The 22,247-nt window shown below is 71.6% G+C and carries 19 protein-coding genes; 12 read left to right on the top strand and 7 right to left on the bottom strand.

Translation table 11 applies throughout. The annotated features are described in order from the left end of the window. Window positions 1-6: 6 nt before the first annotated feature. The 4 genes from iolD to iolC all read right to left on the bottom strand — a co-directional run bounded on the left by iolD (window position 7) and on the right by iolC (window position 4,156). Entirely contained in the window at window positions 7-1,899 is a 1,893-nt protein-coding gene (gene iolD / locus ACZ5GT_RS09910) for a 3D-(3,5/4)-trihydroxycyclohexane-1,2-dione acylhydrolase (decyclizing) (RefSeq protein WP_469018074.1), read from the bottom strand. A 2-nt stretch (window positions 1,900-1,901) separates the two neighbouring features. After that, window positions 1,902-2,246 (bottom strand): 5-deoxy-glucuronate isomerase, encoded by a 345-nt coding sequence (locus ACZ5GT_RS09915; RefSeq protein WP_469018077.1) that lies wholly within the window; start codon window positions 2,244-2,246, stop codon window positions 1,902-1,904. 9 nt (window positions 2,247-2,255) lie between these two features. Next, on the bottom strand, window positions 2,256-3,140 hold the full coding sequence (locus ACZ5GT_RS09920) for a Cgl0159 family (beta/alpha)8-fold protein (protein ID WP_469018366.1): 885 nt from the start codon (window positions 3,138-3,140) through the stop codon (window positions 2,256-2,258). Between the two features lie 65 nt (window positions 3,141-3,205). Continuing rightward, on the bottom strand, window positions 3,206-4,156 hold the full coding sequence (gene iolC, locus ACZ5GT_RS09925) for a 5-dehydro-2-deoxygluconokinase (RefSeq protein ID WP_469018080.1): 951 nt from the start codon (window positions 4,154-4,156) through the stop codon (window positions 3,206-3,208). Window positions 4,157-4,645: 489 nt separating this feature from the next. Between iolC and ACZ5GT_RS09930 the strand changes: the two genes are divergently transcribed. Beyond that, window positions 4,646-4,846 carry a helix-turn-helix transcriptional regulator gene (locus ACZ5GT_RS09930; RefSeq protein ID WP_399408627.1) on the top strand — a complete coding sequence of 67 codons (201 nt, stop codon included), beginning with the start codon at window positions 4,646-4,648 and terminating at the stop codon, window positions 4,844-4,846. A gap of 28 nt (window positions 4,847-4,874) precedes the next feature. Here the strand turns inward: ACZ5GT_RS09930 and ACZ5GT_RS09935 are convergent, their stop codons facing one another. After that, entirely contained in the window at window positions 4,875-5,918 is a 1,044-nt protein-coding gene (locus tag ACZ5GT_RS09935) for a zinc-dependent alcohol dehydrogenase family protein (protein ID WP_469018089.1), read from the bottom strand. A 241-nt stretch (window positions 5,919-6,159) separates the two neighbouring features. Here ACZ5GT_RS09935 and ACZ5GT_RS09940 point away from each other — a divergent pair, with 241 nt between their 5' ends. Together ACZ5GT_RS09940 and ACZ5GT_RS09945 are read left to right on the top strand one after the other, a co-directional pair. Beyond that, window positions 6,160-6,399: a heavy-metal-associated domain-containing protein gene (locus tag ACZ5GT_RS09940; protein WP_324783968.1), complete on the top strand. Its 240-nt coding sequence runs from the start codon at window positions 6,160-6,162 to the stop codon at window positions 6,397-6,399. Window positions 6,400-6,483: 84 nt separating this feature from the next. Further along, window positions 6,484-8,736, top strand: coding sequence for a heavy metal translocating P-type ATPase (locus ACZ5GT_RS09945; RefSeq protein ID WP_469018093.1), 2,253 nt, complete (start codon window positions 6,484-6,486; stop codon window positions 8,734-8,736). Window positions 8,737-9,466: 730 nt separating this feature from the next. Here ACZ5GT_RS09945 and ACZ5GT_RS09950 read toward each other — a convergent pair. Beyond that, window positions 9,467-10,756 carry a citrate synthase gene (locus ACZ5GT_RS09950; protein ID WP_469018096.1) on the bottom strand — a complete coding sequence of 430 codons (1,290 nt, stop codon included), beginning with the start codon at window positions 10,754-10,756 and terminating at the stop codon, window positions 9,467-9,469. Window positions 10,757-10,996: 240 nt separating this feature from the next. Next, window positions 10,997-13,261: an SF1B family DNA helicase RecD2 gene (recD2, locus tag ACZ5GT_RS09955; RefSeq protein ID WP_469018099.1), complete on the bottom strand. Its 2,265-nt coding sequence runs from the start codon at window positions 13,259-13,261 to the stop codon at window positions 10,997-10,999. 169 nt (window positions 13,262-13,430) lie between these two features. Here recD2 and ACZ5GT_RS09960 point away from each other — a divergent pair, with 169 nt between their 5' ends. The 9 genes from ACZ5GT_RS09960 to ACZ5GT_RS10000 all read left to right on the top strand — a co-directional run bounded on the left by ACZ5GT_RS09960 (window position 13,431) and on the right by ACZ5GT_RS10000 (window position 22,240). Continuing rightward, the gene (locus ACZ5GT_RS09960; RefSeq protein ID WP_469018102.1) at window positions 13,431-14,345 is read left to right on the top strand and encodes a ribokinase; all 915 of its coding nucleotides are present in this window, start codon (window positions 13,431-13,433) and stop codon (window positions 14,343-14,345) included. A gap of 405 nt (window positions 14,346-14,750) precedes the next feature. Then, a complete protein-coding gene (locus ACZ5GT_RS09965) occupies window positions 14,751-15,083 on the top strand; it encodes a hypothetical protein (protein ID WP_324783972.1) in 333 nt (110 codons plus the stop codon). Between the two features lie 33 nt (window positions 15,084-15,116). Beyond that, window positions 15,117-15,428 (top strand): pore-forming ESAT-6 family protein, encoded by a 312-nt coding sequence (locus tag ACZ5GT_RS09970; RefSeq protein ID WP_324783973.1) that lies wholly within the window; start codon window positions 15,117-15,119, stop codon window positions 15,426-15,428. 71 nt (window positions 15,429-15,499) lie between these two features. Beyond that, a complete protein-coding gene (locus ACZ5GT_RS09975) occupies window positions 15,500-15,889 on the top strand; it encodes a DUF6507 family protein (protein ID WP_469018108.1) in 390 nt (129 codons plus the stop codon). Continuing rightward, a complete protein-coding gene (locus ACZ5GT_RS09980; RefSeq protein WP_469018112.1) occupies window positions 15,886-18,351 on the top strand; it encodes a hypothetical protein in 2,466 nt (821 codons plus the stop codon). The genes ACZ5GT_RS09975 and ACZ5GT_RS09980 overlap by 4 nt, the downstream gene beginning before the upstream one ends. Window positions 18,352-18,362: 11 nt before the next feature. Beyond that, window positions 18,363-19,226 (top strand): immunity 49 family protein, encoded by an 864-nt coding sequence (locus ACZ5GT_RS09985; RefSeq protein ID WP_469018115.1) that lies wholly within the window; start codon window positions 18,363-18,365, stop codon window positions 19,224-19,226. A gap of 11 nt (window positions 19,227-19,237) precedes the next feature. Continuing rightward, entirely contained in the window at window positions 19,238-19,507 is a 270-nt protein-coding gene (locus tag ACZ5GT_RS09990; protein WP_324783977.1) for a hypothetical protein, read from the top strand. A gap of 16 nt (window positions 19,508-19,523) precedes the next feature. Next, window positions 19,524-20,909 (top strand): type VII secretion integral membrane protein EccD, encoded by a 1,386-nt coding sequence (gene eccD, locus ACZ5GT_RS09995; protein WP_469018373.1) that lies wholly within the window; start codon window positions 19,524-19,526, stop codon window positions 20,907-20,909. A 14-nt stretch (window positions 20,910-20,923) separates the two neighbouring features. Continuing rightward, window positions 20,924-22,240 carry a hypothetical protein gene (locus ACZ5GT_RS10000; protein WP_469018127.1) on the top strand — a complete coding sequence of 439 codons (1,317 nt, stop codon included), beginning with the start codon at window positions 20,924-20,926 and terminating at the stop codon, window positions 22,238-22,240. Window positions 22,241-22,247: the final 7 nt, after the last annotated feature.

Consider the following 22,247-nt stretch of genomic DNA (forward strand, 5'->3'; position numbering starts at 1 on the left):
TCTCCTTCACAGATGGCGGCGTCGGGTAGAGACGTGCCGTTCGTACAGCTCTCGTGCCTCGACCGCCGACGAGCGGGTCGCGGTCTCGGCCACGGGTACATCCCACCAGGCCTGCGCGGGAGGCGCGCCCGACACTGTGTCTGCCGTTTCGGTCTCGACGTAGACACATGTGGGTGTGTCGGCGGCCCGGGCCTCGGCGAGCGCTTCGCGCAGCTCCCCGACGGTCTTCGCGCGCAGCACGCGCATGCCGAGGCTGGCCGCGTTGGCGGCGAGGTCCACCGGCAGCGGGGCGCCGGTGTAGGTGCCGTCGCCGGCCGGGTAGCGGTAGGCGGTGCCGAACCGTTCGCCGCCCACCGACTCCGACAGGCCGCCGATGGAGGCGTATCCGTGGTTCTGCACGATGACGACCTTGATCGCGACGCCCTCCTGCACGGCCGTCACGATCTCCGTCGGCATCATCAGGTACGTGCCGTCGCCGACCAGCGCCCAGACGGGGCGGTCGGGGGCGGCCAGTTTCACGCCGATCGCGGCCGGGATCTCGTAGCCCATGCAGGAGTAGCCGTATTCGACGTGGTACTGGTCGCGGGAGCGGGTCCGCCAGAGCTTGTGCAGGTCGCCGGGGAGCGAACCGGCCGCGTTGACGATCACGTCCGTCTCGTCCACCACGGCGTCCAGGGCGCCGAGGAGCTGCGGCTGGGTCGGCCGCACGTCCGGCTCTTCGGCCTCGAAGCAGGCGTCGACGCGCTGCTCCCAGCGCTCCTTGTCCTCGGTGTACTCCGCGACGTAGGAGTCGGCGGCCCGGTGGTCGTGCATCTCCAGCGCCTCGGTCAGCTCCTGCAGCCCGCTGCGGGCGTCCGCGATCAGCGGCAGGCCGGCCAGCTTGTGGCCGTCGAAGGGCGCGATGTTGACGTTGAGGAAGCGGACGCCGTCGCCGGTGAACAGGGTGCCGGAGGCGGTGGTGAAGTCGGTGTAGCGGGTGCCGACGCCGATCACCAGGTCGGCGGTGCGGGCGAGTTCGTCCGCGGTCGCGGTGCCGGTGTGACCGACGCCGCCGACGTCCTGCGGGTGGTCGTGGCGCAGCGAGCCCTTGCCTGCCTGGGTGGAGGCGACCGGGATGCGGGTGGCCTCCGCGAACTCCGCGAGGGCCTCCTCGGCACGGCTGTGGTGCACCCCGCCGCCCGCGACGACCAGGGGCCGGCGGGCCGCCCGGATCGCCCGGACCGCGTCGGCCAGCTCGGCCGGGTCGGGGCCGGGCCGGCGGACGGCCCAGGTGCGCTCCGCGAAGAACTCCGCGGGCCAGTCGTACGCCTCGGCCTGCACGTCCTGCGGCAGCGCGAGCGTGACCGCGCCGGTGTCCACCGGGTCGGTGAGCACGCGCATCGCGTTCAGAGCCGCGGGGATCAGCGCCTGCGGGCGGGTGATCCGGTCGAAGTACTTCGACACCGGGCGCAGGCAGTCGTTGACCGACACGTCGCCGGCGTGGGGGACCTCGAGCTGCTGCAGCACCGGGTCGGCGGGGCGGCCGGCGAAGACGTCGCCGGGCAGCAGCAGGACCGGGAGGTGGTTGATCGTGGCGAGCGCGGCGCCGGTGACGAGGTTGGTCGCGCCCGGACCGATGGAGGTCGTCACCGCGTGCGTGGACAGCCGGTCGGACTGGCGGGCGTAGCCGACCGCCGCGTGCACCATGGCCTGTTCGTTGCGGCCCTGGTGGTACGGCATGTCGGCGGCGTACTCCACCAGTGCCTGGCCGATCCCCGCCACGTTGCCGTGGCCGAAGATGCCCCAGGTCGCGCCGATGAGCCGGCGCCGTACGCCGTCCCGCTCGGTGTACTGGGCGGACAGGAAGCGCACGAGCGCCTGGGCGACCGTGAGCCTCGTCGTCGAGGTCTGCACCGTCATCGTCATCCCTCCGTACGGTCCGGGTGAAAGCCGTCGGGTGCGCTTTCACGCCGGGGAGACACGCGTGTGCGGCCGAAGCCGTTCGGGACCTCCGGCGCGGGGCCGTAGCGGGCGGGGAGTCGTCGCTCGCACTTCGCTCCTGCCAGGGCGAAGCGGTCTCCCGCGCCGGAGGCGATCTGGACCCGGAGGTCTCGGGGGGCGTGCGCCGCGCCGGTGTCCGACGCGAACACGCTTGCCCCGTCCGGGAGTTGTGGTTCCTCAGAACCTGTTTGCACGGTACATCCGACGTGTCGCGGGAGCACCCGCGGCTCGTCGCTCATGTCGTTCATGTCGCCCATGTCGCTCATACGGCGGCCTCACAGCAGGTCCACGGCGGCGTCCACCGCGGCGGCCACGTCGCCGTCCGCCGGGTACAGCAGCGAACGGCCGGCCACCATGCCCCGCACGGTCGGCAGCCGCAGGGCCCGGCGCCACTTCTCGTACGCCGCCGCCCGGTCCTCGGCTCCGTCGCCGATGTCGCCGCCGAGCAGGACCGCGGGCAGCGTGGAGGCCGCCATGACCTCCGCCATCTCGTCGGGGTCGTCGGTGACCGGCACCTTCAGCCAGGTGTAGGCCGAGGTGCCGCCCAGGCCGGAGGCGATGGCGATGGACCTGGTCACCGCCTCGGCGGACAGGTCGTTGCGCAGTCCGCCGCCGTCGGTGCGGCGGCTGATGAACGGCTCGACGAAGACGGGGAGCCGGCGCGCGGCCATGGCGTCCACGGCGCGGGCGGCGGACTCCAGGGTGGCGAGGGAGCCCGGGTCGTCGTAGTCGATGCGCAGCAGCAGCTTGCCGGCGTCGAATCCGAGGCGGTCGATGTCCTCCGGGCGGTGGCCGGTGAAGCGGTCGTCGAGTTCGAAGCGGGCGCCCTGCAGGCCGCCGCGGTTCATGGAGCCCATCACGACCTTGCCGTCGAGGGCGCCGAGCAGCAGCAGGTCGTCCAGGATGTCGGCGGTGGCGAGGACGCCGTCCACGCCGGGGCGGGACAGGGCCAGGCACAGGCGCCGGAGCAGGTCGGCGCGGTCGGCCATGGCGAACCGGCGGTCGCCGACGCCGAGGGCGCCGCGGGCCGGGTGGTCGGCGGCGACGATCATCAGCCGGCCGGTGTCGCCGAGCAGCGGGCGCCGGGTGCGGCGGGCGGCGGCCTCCGCGATCGCCTCGGGGTGGCGGGCGCGGATGCGTACCAGTTCGGCCACGTCCACCCGGGCGGGCGCGGGGCCTGCGGTGCGCGTGTCCTCGGGGTGGGTGCCCGTGACGCGGCCGGCCCTCACCGGACCGCTCCGGCCTTCAGGGCGGCCTCGATCTCGTCCGTGGTCGGCATGGCGGAGGAGCACTCCAGACGGGAGGCGACGATCGCGCCGGCCGCGTTGGCGTGCCGCATGACCGTCTCCAGGTCCCAGCCCTCCAGCAGGCCGTGGCACAGGGAGCCGCCGAAGGCGTCGCCGGCGCCGAGGCCGTTGAGCACGTCGACCGGCAGCGGGGGCACCTCGGCGGTCCCGCCCCTGCTGTCGACGGCGAGGACGCCCTTGGGCCCCTGCTTGACGACCGCGAGTTCGACGCCGGCGTCCAGCAGGGCGCGGGCGGCGGCGTGCGGCTCGCGCACGCCGGTGGCGACCTCCACCTCGTCCAGGTTGCCGACGGCGACGGTGGTGTGACGGAGGGCCTCCCGGTAGAAGGGGCGGGCCGCGTCGGGATCGCGCCAGAACATGGGGCGCCAGTCGAGGTCGAAGACGGTGGTGCCGGCCTTGGCCCGGTGGGCGAGGGCGGCCAGCGTCGCCGTGCGGCTCGGCTCCTCGCTCAGACCGGTGCCGGTGACCCAGAAGACGCGGGCCTCGCGGACGGCGTCGAGGTCGAGTTCGTGGGCGTCGATCTCCAGGTCGGGGGCCTTCGGCTGCCGGTAGAAGTAGAGCGGGAAGTCGTCCGGCGGGAAGATCTCGCAGAACGTGACGGGCGTGGGCAGACCGGGGACCGGGGTGACCCAGCGGTCGTCCACGCCGAAGCCCTTCAGGGCCTCGTGGAGGTAGACGCCGAAGGGGTCGTCGCCGGTCCGGGTGATCACCGCGCTGCGGCGGCCCAGGCGGGCCGCGGCGACCGCCACGTTGGCCGCCGAGCCGCCGAGGAACTTGCCGAAGCTCGTCACCTGCGGCAGCGGGACACCGGTCTGCAGGGGGTACAGGTCCACCCCGATCCGCCCCATGGTGATCAGGTCGTACGCCATCGGCTTCCCTTCGCATCGGCTCTCCGGCGTTTGTAGCTCCGCACGGTCAGTCGTGTCAATGGTTTGTCCAGACATTCGGACGAGTCCTTTGACAGCGCTTGCCATGTTCGGGGAATCCCTGGCCCGTCCGCCGCGCCGGCTCACCGGCCGACCGGCCCGCCGCTCGGACCCACCGCACAGGCCCGCAGCCCGGACACGGCCCGGGACCGCATCGCTGATCGCCCACATCGCTGATCGCCCACGTACGCCCGCGTCAACGCGCCGCGCCGGTGAGCCCGCGTACGCCTTTGCTGCACTCGTGTCACAAACGCCACCCGTGTGTCACACATGTCGCATATTCGCGGGCGGGTCGTCACACCCGGCGCACAGCCACTGCCCCCGGTCACGGTGTCTCGTTGGGCACAGGGTTCCTGATCGCCAGCGCAGCGCCCGGTCCCCCCGACGGCCGCCCCCGGCCGCCACCGCGGTGCGCGCGGGGAGGTGCAGTTCATGACCGACCGAAGGCTCTGGTCGTACAAGGAGATCGCGGCGCACATCCGGGTGCAGCCGGACACCGTGCGGTCCTACCGCAAGCACGGGCTGCTGCCGCCGCCCGACCACGTCGAGGGCGGCAAGCCCTACTGGTACGCCGACACCGTCCGCGCCTGGGTCGCCTCCCGGCCCCGTAACCGCGGGCGCCGGGAGGACTGACCTCCCCGGCGCCGTCCCCCGGCCGCCATCAGTCCCACGGCGCGATGACGGTCACCCCCGCTCCGGGTGCCGTGCCGAGCGCCGCGAGCGCCTCCGGCACCGCGTCCAGCGGGATCGTCGACGTCACCAGCAGATCGGGGCGCAGCACGCCCGCCCGCACCAGCTCCAGCATCGGGGGGTAGGTGTGGGCGGCCATCCCGTGGCTGCCCAGGACGTCGAGCTCCAGGGCGATCGCGCGGGCCATCGGGACGGCCGTCGTGCCGTCCGGGGACGGCAGCAGGCCCACCTGCACGTGCCGGCCGCGACGGCGCAGGCCGTTCACGGACGCGGCGCAGGTGGCGGGCGAGCCGAGGGCGTCGAGGGAGAGGTGGGCGCCGCCACCGGTCAGCTCGCGCACGGCGTCCGCCGTGTCCGGCGTGCGCGACGCGTCCACGCAGTGCGCCGCGCCGAACCGCCGCGCCAGCTCCAGCGCCCCGGGCGACACGTCGACGGCGACGACCCGCGCGCCCGACGCCGCCGCGATCATCACCGCGGACAGGCCCACTCCCCCGCAGCCGTGCACGGCGACCCACTCCCCCGCGGCCACCCGGCCCCGCTGCACCACCGCACGGAACGCCGTCGCGAACCGGCAGCCGAGCGAGGCCGCCGTCGCGGACGACAGCTCCGGCGGTACGGCGACCAGGTTCACGTCGGCGTGGTCCAGCGCCACGTACTGCGCGAAGGAACCCCAGTGGGTGAAGCCGGGCTGGGTCTGCCGCTCGCACACCTGCTGCTCCCCCGCCGCGCACGCGCCGCAGGTGCCGCAGGCGCACACGAACGGCACGGTGACCCGGTCGCCGGGGCGCCAGCCGGTGACCCGGTCGCCCACCGCCTCGACGACACCGGCGAGCTCGTGGCCGGGCACGTGCGGCAGCGTGATGTCCGGGTCGTGGCCCTGCCAGCCGTGCCAGTCGCTGCGGCACAGGCCGGTGGCCTCGACCCGCACGACCACGCCGTGCCGGGCGGGCCGCGGATCCGGCACGTCCCGCACCTCGGCCGGCTCCCCGTACCGCTCGAACACCACTGCGCGCATCCGCCGCCTCGCCTTCGTCCGCCCCAGGGGCCTGTCCGGTTCGTCCGCGCAGGGGCCTGTCCGGATACGCCCTGGCCTCGGCTCCTGGAGATCACCGCGTTCTCGCGGAACTCTAGAGGGAGGGCCCGGCGGGCCCGCGGCGGCGGGCATCCTTGGAGAAATACCCCCTAGGGGTACAGTGGACATGGTGGAGGTCCCCGCGGGCCCCCACAGTCCCACCCGCCTCGACGAGGAGAGAGACATGACCGCCCAGTCCGACACCCCGGGTTCCGTCACCACCGTCTACAAGGTGAGCGGCATGAGCTGCGGACACTGCGAGGGCTCCGTGTCCGGCGAGATCTCCGAGATCCCCGGCGTCAGCTCGGTGAAGGCCGTCGCCTCGACCGGCGAGGTCACCGTGGTCTCCGCGGCCCCCCTCGACGAGGCCGCGGTGCGCGCCGCGGTGGACGAGGCCGGCTACGAGCTCGTCGGTACTGTCTGACCGACAGCACCTGTTCTCCGACCGGCCGTGCCGACCAGCTGATACTGCGTCCGCGCGGTCCGGTCCGATGTCTGGAGTCCGGACATGACCAGCACCACCGCCCGCACACCGGCGGACCAGGACGGCCACTCCGAGGTCGAGCTGCTGATCGGCGGAATGACCTGCGCCTCCTGCGCGGCCCGCGTCGAGAAGAAGCTCAACCGCATGGACGGCGTCACGGCGACCGTGAACTTCGCGACGGAGAAGGCCAAGGTCAGCTACCCGGCCGGGGTGCAGGTCGCCGACCTGATCGCCACCGTGGTGAAGACCGGCTACACCGCCGAGGAACCCGCGCCGCCGCAGCCGGAGCCGGAGTCCACCGGGGAGACGACGCCGGAGGACCCCGAACTCGCCGCCTACCGGCAGCGCTTCACCGTCTCCGCCCTGCTGGCCGCCCCGGTCGTGCTGATGTCCATGATCCCGGCCCTGCAGTTCGACAACTGGCAGTGGCTGGCGCTCACCCTCGCCTCCCCCGTGGTCGTCTGGGGCGCCCTGCCCTTCCACCGGGCCGCCTGGACCAATGCCCGGCACGGCGCCGCCACCATGGACACCCTCGTCTCGGTCGGCACGCTGGCCGCGTTCACCTGGTCGCTGTGGGCGCTGTTCTTCGGTGACGCGGGCATGACCGGCATGCGGGACGAGTTCAGCTTCACCGTCTCCCGCGCCCAGGGCACGTCCACGATCTATCTGGAGGTCGCCTCCGGCGTCGTCGCCTTCATCCTGCTCGGCCGCTTCCTGGAGGCCCGCTCCAAGCGCCGCGCCGGAGCGGCCCTGCGGGCGCTGATGGAACTCGGCGCCAAGGACGTGGCCGTACTGCGGGCCGGCCGCGAGGTCCGGGTGCCGGTGTCCCAGCTGGCCGTCGGCGACCGTTTCGTCGTACGGCCCGGGGAGAAGATCGCCACCGACGGCACCGTGGTCGAGGGCACGTCCGCGGTGGACGCCGCCATGCTGACCGGCGAGTCGGTGCCGGTCGACGTGACCGTCGGCGACGCCGTCACCGGCGCGACGGTGAACGCCGGGGGCCGGCTGGTCGTCGAGGCCACCCGGGTCGGCGCCGACACCCAGCTCGCCCGGATGGCGAGGCTGGTGGAGGACGCTCAGAACGGCAAGGCCGAGGTGCAGCGGCTCGCCGACCGCATCTCCGCGGTGTTCGTGCCCGTCGTGATCGGGATCGCGCTCGCCACCTTCGGGGGATGGCTCGGCGCCACCGGTGACACCGTCGCCGCGTTCACCGCGGCCGTCGCGGTGCTGATCATCGCCTGCCCGTGCGCGCTGGGGCTGGCCACGCCGACCGCGCTGATGGTCGGCACCGGGCGCGGCGCGCAGCTCGGCATCCTCATCAAGGGCCCCGAGGTGCTGGAGTCCACCCGGCGCGTCGACACGGTCGTCCTCGACAAGACCGGCACCGTCACCACCGGCCGCATGACCCTCCAGGAGGTGTACGCCGCCGACGGCGCCGACGAGAAGCAGGTGCTGCGGCTCGCGGGCGCCGTGGAGCACGCCTCCGAGCACCCGGTCGCCCGGGCGGTGGCCGCGGGCGCCGAGGAGCGCGTCGGGCGGCTCCCGGAGGTCGAGGCGTTCGAGAACGTGCCCGGACGGGGCGTACGCGGGCGCGTGGAGGGCCTGGAGGTGGCCGTGGGACGACTCTTCGGGGACCTGCCCGCGGACCTGGCCCGCGCCAAGGACGAGGCCGAGCGGGACGGCCGTACGGCCGTCGTGGTCGGCTGGGACGGAGTGGCACGCGGTGTCGTGGCCGTCGCGGACGCGGTCAAGGAGACCAGCGCCGAGGCCGTGCGCGAGCTGCGGGCGCTGGGGCTCACGCCGATGCTGCTGACCGGGGACAACCGGGCGGTGGCCCAGGCGGTGGCGCGGGCCGTCGGGATCGACCCCGACGACGTGATCGCCGAGGTGCTTCCGGAGGACAAGGTCGACGCCGTCAGGCGCCTCCAGGCCGAGGGGCGCAGCGTGGCCATGGTGGGCGACGGCGTCAACGACGCGGCCGCGCTGGCCACCGCCGACCTGGGCCTGGCGATGGGGACCGGGACGGACGCGGCGATCGAGGCGGGCGACCTGACGCTGGTGCGCGGGGACCTGCGGGTGGCCGCGGACGCGATCCGGCTCTCCCGCCGCACGCTGTCGACCATCAAGGGCAACCTGGTGTGGGCCTTCGGATACAACGTGGCCGCGCTGCCGCTGGCCGCCGCGGGGCTGCTCAACCCGATGATCGCGGGGGCCGCGATGGCCTTCTCGTCGGTGTTCGTGGTGACGAACAGTCTGCGGCTGCGGACGTTCCGCTGATGTTCCGCCGAGGGAACGTTCCGCCGACGGCCGGCGATTTTATTACCGGCGGGTTGGTGCGGGCGGAAGTAAAAGTCCCTCTAGAGTCCTGCCTCGGCACCACATAAGCTCTTCACAAGGCTCGCGCATCATCCTTACGCTTGAGTCCCGGTCGCCGTATCGGGGCTCTTGCGCATCTAACGGACAGATGCAAGAGACGCAGATCACAGTGATGTGAACGTAACCATCGAGGGGGCTCGAAGGTCTAAGTTGGCGATGTCAGAAGGCGTCTTGGGGGGCGTCGGCTGACATCTGGGGAATGTCTTGGGGGACTTTCCCCGGAGATGCGTTGCCGGGACACGTACAGCGGGAAGCTTTGAGCGGCCCTCCCGTGCGTGCGCTGTCCCGGCAGATCGCACACCGAGCGGTACGGCGACTTCTGCTCGTTCTGCTCAACCGCTTCGACTGTTCGACCGCTTCAAGTGCTCAACCGCTTCAACTGTTCGACCGCTTGTTGTACACAGCGATTCAGGCGCTGTCCTCACAGACGCCCGGCCGGATCCCGTGGGGGGAATCCGCACCGGGACATGGGAAGGCGCCCTGGTCGTCGGCCCGTGGGGGGACCGGCGCCAGGGCGCCTTCTGCTTTGCTTCTCGTGGCCCGGTCCGCCTCCGGGGCGCCGGGCCGACGCCGAGGACCCGACCGCGCTCAGCGATTCACGCCTCCGCGCGCCCGAACCCTCGGCTCCGGGTCAGCGCTCCTCGACCGGCACGAAGTCGCGCTCGACGACGCCCGTGTAGATCTGGCGGGGGCGGCCGATGCGGGAGCCCGGCTCCTTGATCATCTCGTGCCACTGGGCGATCCAGCCCGGCAGCCGGCCCAGCGCGAACAGGACCGTGAACATCTCGGTCGGGAAGCCCATCGCGCGGTAGATCAGGCCGGTGTAGAAGTCCACGTTCGGGTAGAGGCTGCGCGAGACGAAGTAGTCGTCGGAGAGCGCGTGCTCCTCCAGCTTCAGCGCGATGTCCAGCAGCTCGTCGGACTTGCCGAGGGCGGACAGCACGTCGTGCGCGGCGGCCTTGATGATCTTGGCGCGCGGGTCGAAGTTCTTGTAGACCCGGTGGCCGAAGCCCATCAGCCGGACGCCGTCCTCCTTGTTCTTCACCTTGCGGATGAAGGAGTCGACGTCGCCGCCGGCGTTCCGGATGCCTTCCAGCATCTCCAGGACGGACTGGTTGGCGCCGCCGTGCAGCGGGCCCCACAGCGCGTTGATGCCGGCCGAGATGGACGCGAACATGTTGGCCTGCGACGAGCCCACCAGGCGGACCGTGGAGGTCGAACAGTTCTGCTCGTGGTCCGCGTGCAGGATCAGCAGCTTGTCGAGCGCGGAGACCACGGTCGGGTCGAGGTCGTACTCCTGCGCGGGCACGGAGAAGGTCATGCGCAGGAAGTTCTCGACGTAGCCGAGGTCGTTGCGCGGGTAGACGAACGGGTGGCCGATCGACTTCTTGTACGCGTACGCCGCGATCGTCGGAAGCTTGGCGAGCAGACGGATCGTGGAGAGGTTGCGCTGCTTCTCGTCGAACGGGTTGTGGCTGTCCTGGTAGAACGTGGACAGCGCGGAGACCACCGACGACAGCATGGCCATCGGGTGGGCGTCACGCGGGAAGCCCCGGTAGAAGTTCTTGACGTCCTCGTGCAGCAGGGTGTGCTGCGTGATCTCGTTCTTGAAGGACGACAGCTCGTCGACGGTCGGGAGCTCGCCGTTGATCAGCAGGTAGGCGACCTCCAGGAAGGTGGAGCGCTCGGCCAGCTGCTCGATCGGGTAGCCGCGGTACCGGAGAATGCCCCCCTCGCCGTCGAGGTAGGTGATCGCGGATTTATAGGCGGCCGTGTTGCCGTAGCCGCTGTCCAGGGTCACCAGACCGGTCTGGGCGCGGAGCTTCCCGATGTCGAAGCCCTTGTCGCCGACGGTGCTGTCGATCACCGGGTAGGTGTACTCGCCGTCGCCGTACCGCAGTACTACAGAGTTGTCGCTCACGTCTTCCCTCACCGACGTAGTGCCTCATCTTCGAGGTTGCCCTGACTGTCTCTACCATCCCCCAATTGGCTCAGGAGAGTGCACTCGGGGTCGACCATCGGGCCTATGGACGGCACTCAGTGCCGTCAACTTGCTCATCCTGCCCCCTCTGTTGCTCATCCGGAAGTGCTGTGTGACCTAGGCGACTCATTTGATCGATCATTTTTTACGATGCCTGCCCCGGGAGCCGCCCGCGGGGGCCTACAGGGGCCCGGGGGCGAGCCGGAAGTCGAGCGCCGTGCAGCGGCGTCCCGCGGACACCGTGCGCACCGCCTGGCCGATCGCCTTGCGTGAACCGACGAGGACGACCAGCTTCTTCGCCCGGGTGACCGCCGTATACAACAGGTTCCGCTGGAGCATCATCCAGGCGCCGGTGGTCACCGGGATCACCACGGCCGGATACTCGCTGCCCTGGGAGCGGTGGATGGTCACCGCGTACGCGTGGGCCAGTTCGTCCAGCTCGTCGAATTCGTACGGGACCTCCTCGTCCTCGTCCGTCAGCACCGTCAGGCGCTGGTCGACCGGGTCCAGCGAGGTGACCACGCCCACGGTGCCGTTGAAGACACCGTTCTCACCCTTCTCGTAATTGTTGCGAATCTGGGTCACCTTGTCTCCGACCCGGAAGACCCGGCCGCCGAAGCGCTTCTCGGGCAGATCGGGACGGCCGGGGGTGACGGCCTGCTGGAGCAGCCCGTTGAGCGTGCCGGCGCCCGCCGGCCCGCGGTGCATCGGCGCGAGCACCTGCACGTCCCGGCGCGGGTCGAGGCCGAATCTGGCCGGGATCCGCCGGGCCGCCACGTCCACCGTGAGCCGTCCGGCCGCCTCGGTGTCGTCCTCGACGAAGAGGAAGAAGTCCTTCATGCCGTCGGTGACCGGGTGCTGCCCGGCGTTGATCCGGTGCGCGTTGGTGACCACGCCGGACTGCTGGGCCTGGCGGAACACGCGCGTGAGCCGGACGGCCGGGACCGGACTGCCCTCGGCGAGCAGATCGCGCAGTACCTCGCCGGCGCCGACGCTGGGCAGCTGGTCGACGTCCCCGACGAACAGCAGGTGGGCGCCGGGCGGGACCGCCTTGACCAGCTTGTTCGCCAGCAGCAGGTCCAGCATGGAGGCCTCGTCGACCACCACCAGGTCGGCCTGGAGCGGACGGTCCCGGTCGTAGGCCGCGTCGCCGCCGGGCTTCAGCTCCAGCAGGCGGTGGACGGTGGAGGCCTCGGCGCCGGTGAGCTCGGCCAGGCGCTTGGCGGCCCGGCCGGTGGGCGCGGCGAGCACGACCCGGGCCTTCTTGGCGCGGGCCAGCTCCACGATCGAGCGGACCGTGAAGGACTTGCCGCAGCCGGGACCGCCGGTGAGCACGGCGACCTTCTCGGTCAGCGCCAGCCTGACGGCGGCCTCCTGCTCGGGGGCGAGGTCGGCCCCGGTGCGGCCCCGCAGCCAGTCCAGCGCCTTGTCCCAGGCCACCTCGCGGAAGCCCGGCATCCGGTCCTCGTCGGTGCGCAGCAGACGCAACAGCTGTGCGGAGAGGGAGAGTTCGGCACGGTGGAACGGGACGAGATAGATCGCGGTGACGGGCTCCCCGCCGTCCGGTCCGGGCACCTTCTCCCGTACGACACCGGGGTCCTCCCCCTCCTCCGGGGGCGCCGCCAGCTCGGCGAGGCACTCGATGACCAGGCCGGTGTCGACCTGCAGCAGCTTCACCGCGTCCGCGATCAGCCGCTCCTCGGGCAGGTAGCAGTTGCCCTGGTCGGTGGCCTGCGACAGCGCGTACTGCAGACCGGCCTTGACGCGCTCCGGGCTGTCGTGCGGGATGCCGACGGACTGGGCGATCCTGTCGGCGGTCAGGAAGCCGATGCCCCAGACGTCGGCCGCCAGCCGGTAGGGCTGGTTCTTCACGACGGAGATGGAGGCGTCGCCGTACTTCTTGTAGATGCGCACCGCGATGGACGTCGAGACCTCGACCGTCTGGAGGAACAGCATGACCTCCTTGATGGCCTTCTGCTCCTCCCAGGCGTCGGCGATCTTCTTGGTGCGCTTGGGACCGAGTCCGGGCACCTCGATCAGGCGCTTCGGCTCCTCCTCGATGATCCTCAGGGTGTCGGTGCCGAAGTGCTGGGTGATGCGGTCGGCGAAGACCGGCCCGATGCCCTTGACCAGGCCGGAGCCCAGGTAGCGGCGGATGCCCTGAACGGTGGCCGGCAGCACCGTCGTGTAGTTCTCGACCGTGAACTGCTTGCCGTACTGGGGGTGCGAGCCCCAGCGGCCCTCCATCCGCAACGACTCGCCGACCTGGGCGCCCAGCAGCGCGCCGACGACCGTCAGCAGGTCGCCCGCGCCGCGGCCGGTGTCGACCCGGGCGACCGTGTAGCCGTTCTCCTCGTTGGCGTACGTGATGCGCTCGAGCACGCCCTCGAGCACGGCCGTGCGCCGCTCCCCCGGTTGGGAGGGACTCCCCGCCTGATTGGACATGATCCGACGCTACCCCCGGGCTCTGACATCACGATCCGGTCTCGGGCCCCTGCGTCCCGCGGTGCGCCCCCGGGGTGCCGGTGAAGGTGGTCCCCAAAGACCCTGAAGGACCCTGAAGAACCCTGAAGAACGAGGATCACGGGACGAGGACGACGGGACGGGGACCCTCATGTACGACTACGACCTGCTGGTCGTGGGGTCGGCCAACGCCGACCTGGTGATCGAAGTCGAGCGCCGGCCGGGCGCCGGGGAGACCGTGCTCGGCTCCGACCTGGCCGTGCACCCGGGCGGCAAGGGCGCGAACCAGGCGGTCGCGGCGGCCCGGCTCGGAGCCCGTACCGTCCTGCTGGCCCGGGTCGGCGACGACGCCCACGGCCGGCTGCTGCTGGACTCGCAGCGGGCGGCCGGGGTCGACACGGTGGGCGTGCTGGTGGGCGGGGCGCCGACCGGGGTCGCGCTGATCACGGTGGACCCGTCGGGGGACAACAGCATCGTGGTCTCGCCGGGCGCGAACGGCCGGCTGACCCCGCAGGACGTCCGGACGGCCGCGAGCCTCTTCCAGGCGGCACGGGTGGTCTCCACCCAGTTGGAGATCCCGCTGGAGACGGTCGTGGAGGTGGTCCGCAGCCTGACGCCGGACAGCCGTTTCGTGCTGAACCCGTCCCCGCCGCGGCCGCTGCCGGGCGAGGTGCTGGCGGCCTGCGACCCGCTGATCGTCAACGAGCACGAGGCCAGGGTGATCCTGGGCGACGCGTGCGTGAGCGACCGGCCGGAGGACTGGGCGCGGCTGCTGCTCGCCAAGGGCCCGCGTTCGGTGGTGGTGACGCTGGGCGCGCGGGGCGCCCTGGTCGCGTCCTCGGCGGGCGTCGGCCACGTCCCGCCCGTGCGGGTCGACGCGGTGGACACGACCGGCGCGGGCGACGCGTTCACGGCGGCGCTGGCCTACCGCCTGGGAACCGGCGCGCCCCTGCCGGAAGCGGCCCGGTACGCGGCCCGGGTGGGAGCGGTGGCGGTCACCCGACGGGGAGCCCAGGAGTCGTTCCCTACGGCGAGGGAGGTCGAGGAGTTGCACGGGCGGCCGTGACGAGGAAGCAGCTGCGCGGCCCGCGTGACGAGACGGGGCGCCCGTCCGCTGCCCCGAAGATCCGCCCGTGAACATGCTTCGAGGGGGCCCGGCCCGTCGGCCGAACCCCCTCGGTTTCCCCTCCCGTTCAGAACCCCCGCGATCCCCCCGGATCCCCACCCAGAAGCCCTGATGCCACGTACGACCCACGAGGCGCGGTGAGGGTTGCACGCGTGCGCGGAATTTTTTCCGGGCCCGGCGGGTGCCTGTCCCCGGTCGGCGAAGCGGTGCGGTGATCACGTCGCGGAGATGTCCGGATCCTGCCACACCACGATCAACTGCGTTGCGTGTGCAACCTGTTGTGATGCAACATGCGCGAACGCGCTGTGATTCTTTGATTATTACGTGATGCACGGGGGTGGGCATGTGAAGTTCGACATGGGGTCGACGACCCTGTCGGAGCTCGGCAGGAGCACGGTCGGTTCCAGTGACGACCTGGGCACGTTGATCCGGTGGCTGATCCAGGCGGCGGAGCCGCTGGAGGGCAAGTTCAACGGGTCCGGCAAGGTCGCCTTCGACTCGTTCAAGGCCAGGGCTGACGAGATCACCAACGCGCTGAACAGCTCGCTCGGCGCGATCCTCGGCGGTCAGAGCGGCATGGACACTGCCTTCGGTACCGGTGACGTCGAGACCCGGGACAACGCCACCAAGAACATGGGCGCGGCCAACTTCGACGCCGCCCGCTTCGGCGGCCGGTAGACACGGCCGACAGGAAACAGGGGGATTGTGACGATGGGTCAGAGTCAGGACCGCCGCTCGTACGACACCGGCGCCTCCAGCGAGGTGCAGGGCAGCCTGCAGGGCATCATCGGCCAGCTGGAGCGGGTGCTGTCCGACCGTGACCGTGCGGTGAAGGCCGCGATGGCCGACTTCCAGGCCGACGGCGTCTCGGACGAGTACCACGGCAAGGAGGTCCGCTGGAACCACGCCGCGACCGAGGTGCGCAACATCATCCACCTCGTCCGCACCACGCTCGAGGAGAACGACGGGACCGCGCAGTCGACAATGGCGAAGGCGCGGGCGGCGGTCGACAACATCGGTTGACGCGGATGTGTCATGGCGGATGTGTCATGGCGACGGCGACGGCAAGTGCCTGAACTTCACGGGGGATCCACATGACGGGGTGGGACATCTCGCCCTCGGGCGTGCAGCACGTCCTGAACGAGACGGGGAAGGCCGCCGAGGGGCTCTCGAACACCGGCAAGGCGCTCGGTGAGACCCTGCCGAGCGCGGCGAAGTCCGCCGGCACGATCCAGCAGGGCGGTGTCGAGAAGAGCGGGGTGCAGGGGCCGGTCGCGGCGGCGCTGGGTGAGTTCTTCGAGGCGTACCAGAAGGACCTCACGTACGTGGCGGTGCGCACGTCGAACTCCCTGAGCGGTGCGGCCACCGCCACCAGCGAATACGTCAAGGGCGATCTGGAGATGGCCGCGAAGGCGCAGGCGAACGCGCTGAAGGAGCCCAAGATCGACCTGCCCGGGGTCAAGGGACCGCAGGGGGGTCAGTGAGCGCCGACCTCATCGATCCGCAGAACATCCCGCAGTTCACCGGCGACCTGGAGCAGCTGGGCACCGACGCCCTGCTGCTGACCGCGGAGGCGTCCGCCTTCCGGTTCGCCGGGGCGGACGTGCACGCCAAGTTCCAGGGCCTGTCCTCGTGTTATTCGGCCCCGGAGGCGGAGCAGCTCTTCGCGACGACGGCTCCCGTCGCGGCCAAGGCCGACCGGTTCGCCGACGACCTGGAGAAGGTGGGCGCGGCGCTGAGCGCCTACGAGGCGGAGATCCAGCCGCTGGTGGCCAAGCTCAAGAGCCTGAAGGCGCGGGCGGAGACCTTCCGGGCGGACATCGCGGGCGACGACCACTGGCGTGAGGACGACGACAACGTCCAGCTCAACAACGACCTCGTGCACGACGTCAACGCCGCCACCGCGGCCTTCTGGCAGGCCGAGATCACCTGCCACAACAAGATCACGGCGTTGGTGCACGGCTCGACGCTGATCGTGGAGGACGGCGCACAGAAACGCCTCCTCGAGCGAGGCACGTCCACCTACGGCTTCACCGAGGATCTCCTCGACTCCTCCGACGAACTGCCCTGGGGCAGGACGGTCGAGAAGGAGCGGCACGGCCTGGACTGGCTGGGCCACCAGGTCGTGGAGTTCGGCAAGGGCTTCTTCGTCGACGGCGTGTGGGGCACGATCCGCGGACTCGGCACACTGGTCGGCTTCGACGGCCTGGACGCGATGGGCGAGGCCTGGAAGGGGCTCGGCAAGCTCGTGACCGGCCTCGGGATCACGCTCTCGCCGCTGGGGGCGGCGTACTGGCTGCTGCCCGACGACAAGCTGCCCGCCTACCTGCGCGACTCCCGCCGGACGGTGACCGAGGCCGGCAAGGCGCTGATCGCCTACGACGAGTGGGGCAGGAACCCGGCACGGGCCGGCGGCGCGGTCACCTTCAACGTGCTCACGACCGTCTTCACCGGCGGCGCGGGCACCGCGGCCAAGGGCGGCGCCGTCGCGCGGACGATCGGCGCGCTCGGCAAGGCGAGTCGGCTGGTCGACCCGATGACGTACATCGGCAGGGCGGCGAAGTTCGGCACGGTCAAGGTGGCCGACCTCTTCGGCAGTCTGAAGAACTTGCGGACCGGGGCATACACCGACGTCCTCTCGGGGGCCGGGAGGCTCCAGCCGGACGGCAGCGTGCTGAGGATCGCCGACGACGTCCCGGTCGTGGTCGGCAACCACATCGAGTGGCCGGACGGAACACGCCTGAACCTGGACGACGGCTCGGTCATCAAACCGGACGGCACGCGGGCGGCGGCCACGGTGGAACTCTCGGCCGCGGACCGGGCAATGCTCGAGCACAGCCTGCCGCACGGGGAGGCGGTGCCGGTGGGGGCGGGCGGGAGTGCCGCGGCACATGCCGGGGGCGAGGCGGCACATGCCACCAGCGACGCTACGACTCACGGCGGCAGAAGCGCCACGGCGCACGCCGGGTCCCACGGCACGGACACGGTGCCGGCACCCGGCGCCTCCACACACGCAACCGACGGCCCCAGCAGCACTGCAGGCGGCCACGGCAGCGGCGGCAACGGGGGAAGCCCGTCCGGTGGGCACGGCAGTGGTGAGCAGTCGGAGCTGACTCCCGTGCAGCGGAAAAAGATCCTTGATGAGCACATCTGGAAGGCGAACAACGACAAGGCGTGGTTCGAGGAGCACTACCGCCCCACCGACGGCCACCGCCTGGAGGCCGCCAAGAAGGTGGACGGCGTCGAGCTTCCGGTGCTGGCCAAGGACAGTAACGGCAACTGGGTGGCCAAGCACTCGCTGCCCTCCGCCCCGTCCGAGGTCAGGTTGAACCCGCAGAAGCTCCCGAGGACGTCGGTCGGCGTCGACCACGTCGATCACCTCGACAAGGTGGCGAGAGATCGCAAGCTGTCCATGGACCTGACCGCCGCGGAGAAGGCATTCTCGAAGCGCCCCTCCGCTGCCACTCAGCAGGCTCTGCATGATGCTCAGCACGCCTTCGGCGATCGACCGAACAACAGTTCGCTGGGTGAAAGGCTCGGCGAGGACGCGGCCAGGTACCACGTCATCCCGGAGAAGTTCCCTGGCGCTCACTGGATCGATCTTCCGAAGACACCCAACGGAGCAAACGCGTTTGACCAGTTGTACCGGCTCGACGACGGTGACCTGTTGATAGTGGAGGCGAAGGCTCCGCAGGGCGGCCTCCTCTGGCGCAAGGGCGCCGGGGCTGCCAGCGGCATGATGGTCAAACAGGGCACGAAGGAATACGTGCAGACGATCATCGCTGAAATGCAGCGACGGGCCGCCCGCTCGCCCAGGGACGGTCAACTCGCACTTCAGCTCCTCAAGGCGATGAAGAACAAGAAGCTGCAGTACGTCATGGTGAAGGCGGAGGAGAACACTGGTTCCTACGCTGGTGCCATGCTGGAACACTTCAAGATCTACTAGAGGAGCGCCCCGTGGTCACAAGGGTTCCCCGCCACCACTACCCGACGGACAACGCAGCAGAAGGGTTGGCGGTGCTCGGCGAGACCGTGAGCTGGCTGCTCGACGAGCTTGAAGATCCTGATGACGTCGGACGCTCCCAGGCCTTGAGTACTAGTTTGATCTTTGCAGAGACGCACTGCGCTGTGGACCCGACGGCCTCGAAGATCGACACGTGGGAGGCCTGGGTCGCGGCGATGCAGGTCGGCTCCGCACTGTTCGCCTCGGTCACCGCGCTCGAAGGTCCCGTTCCCCGTCTCATCGAGGGCAAGGTGAGAAACCTGCCGGCAACCGGGCCTCAGCCCCACGCTCATGCCGGCGCCTGGGTCACCTCGTTCTATCTCGCGCTGATCTGCCGTGAGAACCAGAAGCTGAACGAGTTGGCTCAGGTGCCCATCTCACTGCTCCGTGACTCCGGGCAGGTCTTCGACGAGTACATCTATGCGTGGGTGGAGACCCTGCAACGGTTCTGGCTGGGCCAGGACGGCGTGGGCGACAAGCTGGTGGCCGCAGTCGACGGCACAGCCCCCGAGGCGACGCGGATCGCCGATGCGGAATTGATGTCGAAGATCCTCTACCCGCCGATCATCCTCTTCTATCGCTACCTGCAGCGAGATGTCGGGCAGTTCAATGAGGCCCTGGCTGACGCGCTGCGCTGGCACGGGGAATATTGGACCGCCGACGAGGACCGGGCCGCGAGCAGCGAAGGTCTGGTCGCCCTCGGCCCCCTCGCCATCGCCTGCCTCGCCCACGACGCGGACATGGCCGTCGAGGTCGAGTCCGACTATCTCCCCAAAGCCCTCCTGGAGTTCGCCTGGGCGGGCGAACTGGAAACTTGAGAATTCGAGACATGACAGCGCAGGACTACGACAGTCAGTTGCTGGAGTCGGTGTCGGTGCGGCGGCGGCGTCTGCGGGACGCTCTGCTCTTCGGGGCGCAGCGGCAACGGCGTTCCGTCGACGAGCGGGTGGGAAAGGTGTTCGCCGGAGTGGTGATCGCGGCCGTGTTGTGCGCCGGGTGCGTGGGGTGGTCGTTCGTGTCGCACCGGGTGGTCGGGAAGAGTCCGTACGGCGGGTCCGTGCAGTCGTCCGTGCCTTCGGGCAGCCCTTCCGCCCGGTGATAGGTTCGAACACGTGATGTCTGCGGGGGCGTTGAGGCATACGACGGCCAGTGGGACCGGGGTCGTCCTCAGCCGCGTCACCCTGGTCGGTGAGCGGCGTCGTATCGATCTGGTGTTGCCGGCGCGGGAGCCCGTCGGGCTGCTGTTGCCCGAGATTCTGCGGTTGCTGGACGACCGAGTGGGTGAGCGTCCCGAACCCCGGCATCTCGTGACCACGGACGGTTCCGCGCTCGACCACGACAGCACGCTGGAGTCCGCGGGCGTCCGCGACGGCGCCGTGCTGCGGCTCGTGCGGGCCGAGGACGCGCCCTCGGCGCCCGTCGTGCACGACGTCAGCGACGAGGTCGCCGAGGACCTGGGCGGCCGGGCGTGGCGGTGGGGACCGCAGGCGCGGCGGGTCACCGCGGGGCTCGCCACCGTGGGGTGGGCGGGCGCCGCCGGCCTGTTCGCGCGGAACGCCTGCCCGCCGGACACCGTCGCCATTGGGCTGCTCGTCCCGGCCGCGGTCGCCGCGCTCGCCGGGGCCCTGCTCGGGCGGGCCGGGCGGCGCGGGATCGCCGCCACCCTCGTCTGCGTCGCCGGGGTGCTGGGCGTACTCGGTGTGTTCAGCCTCGCCGACGCACAGGGCTGGCCGGGCACACTGCGGGTCGCGGGCGTGTCCGCAGTGGCGGTGGCGGCCCTGGTCCTGCTCGGGCTGTGCACGCCGTTGGGCCGCGGCGCGGTGGTCGGGGCGGGCGCGGTGGCCGTCACCGTGCTCGGCTGGGAGACGGTCGCCGCCGTGCAGCACGGCGCGGGAACGGCCGGCCAGCAGGCCCGGGTGGGTGCCGTCCTCGCCGTCGTCTCCGTGGTGGTGCTGGGGCTGTTGCCGCGTCTCGCGCTCATGGCGTCCGGGCTCTCGGGGCTGGACGACCGGCGCGCGGGCGGGGTGTCGGTGAGCCGTCACCAGGTCTCCGCGGCCTTGGCGGCAGCCCATCGTGGGCTGGCGCTCGCCACGGTCGTCCTCACCGTGTCGGCGACGGTGGCGGGTGTGTGGGCGCTGCGCGCGCCCTCGGTGTGGACGGTGCTGCTCGCCGCCGTCACGGCCGTGGTGCTGACCCTCCGGGCCCGGGCGTTTCCCCTGGTCGCGGAGGTGGTGGCGGTGCTGGCGGGCGGCTCCGTGGTGGCCGTGCGGCTGGTGTCGGTGTGGTCGGAGCGGTCCGGCACGGCGGGAACGCCGCTGATCGTGCTCGCGGCGCTGGCCGTGCTGCCGTTGGCCGTCCTCGCCGTCCAGCCGTCCGAACACGTGCGGGTGCGGCTGCGGCGGGCGGGCGACCTGCTCGAGTCCGTCGGCGTCATGGCACTGCTCCCGCTGCTCATCGGGGTCTTCGGCGTGTACGGGCGTCTGCTCGGCACCTTCGCTTGAGGGAGCGGGACGGCATGGCGCAGCCAGACGGCAGGGCGCAGGGGGAGCAGCGGCCGGGAGGCGAAGGCCGGCGCGCAGACGGAGGCGAGGGCGTAGACGGGGGCGACTGGCAGCGGGATGTGCTGCGGGAGTTGGGGCGGCAGGCGGCTCCGGCACGCGGCGCCGGCGAGCCGACCCTGCGCCTCGTCCACTCCGCCCGGCCCGAGCCCCGGCAGCCGGAACCCGAGCCCACTCCGCCCGCCGAACGCCGGCAACCGGAACCCCGTCCCACTCCGAACCCCGCTCCGCCCGTCGAGTACCGGCAGCCGGAACCCCACCCCACTCGACCAGCCGACCCCCGCACGCCCGCGCCCGTCCCCCCGGCCGGCCCCCGGCGCCCCTCCCCCGCGCCGGAGTCGGCCCCCGCCGTCCCCGCGCCGGAGTCCGTGCCCACGGTCGACCCCCGCCTCGCCATCGCCCTCGGCCGCCCCCGGCACGGCGACTCGCTCGGCCGCCGCACCGGCCGTTCGCTGCGCGGGCTGGCCTCCTCCGTCTCCCAGGACGTGGCCGAACGGACCCGTCTTGCCGAGGAGTTGCAGCAGCCGGTCACCACCGGGCGGATCATCGCCGTCACCTCCATCCGCGGGGGTGTCGGAAAGTCCACGGTCGCGGCGCTGCTCGGCCGGGCCTTCAACCACTACCGTCACGATCCGGTCCTCACCCTGGAGGCCGACGCCGCGCTCGGCACGCTCGCGGTGCGGATGGGCGCGGAGTCGGTGCGGTGGTCGTGCGTCGACCTGGCGCGGATCCTGACCCCCGCCATGCAGTTGACCGACGTCACCGGCTACCTGGTGCCCGTGGCCGACGGCGGCTGGCTGCTGCCCGCGAGCCAGGGCCGGGTGGGCGCCCCCTTGGACGTGCCGACGTACCGCAGGGTGACGCTCGCGCTGCGGCGCTACTTCGCGGTGACGGTGGTCGACTGCGAGACGCTGCCCGGCGAGGTGGCCCGCACCGCGATGGACACCGCCCACGCCAGGGTGATCGTCGCGCCCACGACCGCGGAAGGCGTCGGCGGTACCCGTCAGGTACTGGACTGGCTGGCCGGGCTGCCGCACTCCGCCCTGGCGACGACGGTGGTCGCCCTCACCGCGAACACGCCCGACACGCTCCTGGACGTGAAGACGGCCACCGCGCACCTGAAGGAGACCGGCGCCACCGTCGTCGTCCTGCCCTACGACCGGCACCTCGCCGGCGGCGGGCCCATCCGTACGGATCTGCTCGGCCGTACCACCCGGGACGCGGCGCTCGGGCTGGCGGCCGAGGCGATGCGCCGGGCGGTGAGGGTCCGGTGACATCGCG

Source organism: Streptomyces sp. NPDC031340 (assembly GCF_055569945.1).

Excerpts from the sequence above, each read along its gene's own strand:
- ACZ5GT_RS09970 (WP_324783973.1), top strand. The coding sequence starts at position 15,117 with ATGGGTCAGAGTCAGGACCGCCGCTCGTACGACACCGGCGCCTCCAGC.
- ACZ5GT_RS09915 (WP_469018077.1), bottom strand. The coding sequence starts at position 2,246 with ATGAGCGACATGGGCGACATGAACGACATGAGCGACGAGCCGCGGGTG.
- eccD (WP_469018373.1), top strand. The coding sequence starts at position 19,524 with ATGTCTGCGGGGGCGTTGAGGCATACGACGGCCAGTGGGACCGGGGTC.
- ACZ5GT_RS10000 (WP_469018127.1), top strand. The coding sequence starts at position 20,924 with ATGGCGCAGCCAGACGGCAGGGCGCAGGGGGAGCAGCGGCCGGGAGGC.
- ACZ5GT_RS09935 (WP_469018089.1), bottom strand. The coding sequence starts at position 5,918 with ATGCGCGCAGTGGTGTTCGAGCGGTACGGGGAGCCGGCCGAGGTGCGG.
- ACZ5GT_RS09930 (WP_399408627.1), top strand. The coding sequence starts at position 4,646 with ATGACCGACCGAAGGCTCTGGTCGTACAAGGAGATCGCGGCGCACATC.
- ACZ5GT_RS09975 (WP_469018108.1), top strand. The coding sequence starts at position 15,500 with ATGACGGGGTGGGACATCTCGCCCTCGGGCGTGCAGCACGTCCTGAAC.
- ACZ5GT_RS09990 (WP_324783977.1), top strand. The coding sequence starts at position 19,238 with ATGACAGCGCAGGACTACGACAGTCAGTTGCTGGAGTCGGTGTCGGTG.
- iolD (WP_469018074.1), bottom strand. The coding sequence starts at position 1,899 with ATGACGGTGCAGACCTCGACGACGAGGCTCACGGTCGCCCAGGCGCTC.
- ACZ5GT_RS09940 (WP_324783968.1), top strand. The coding sequence starts at position 6,160 with ATGACCGCCCAGTCCGACACCCCGGGTTCCGTCACCACCGTCTACAAG.
- recD2 (WP_469018099.1), bottom strand. The coding sequence starts at position 13,261 with ATGTCCAATCAGGCGGGGAGTCCCTCCCAACCGGGGGAGCGGCGCACG.
- ACZ5GT_RS09945 (WP_469018093.1), top strand. The coding sequence starts at position 6,484 with ATGACCAGCACCACCGCCCGCACACCGGCGGACCAGGACGGCCACTCC.
- ACZ5GT_RS09960 (WP_469018102.1), top strand. The coding sequence starts at position 13,431 with ATGTACGACTACGACCTGCTGGTCGTGGGGTCGGCCAACGCCGACCTG.
- iolC (WP_469018080.1), bottom strand. The coding sequence starts at position 4,156 with ATGGCGTACGACCTGATCACCATGGGGCGGATCGGGGTGGACCTGTAC.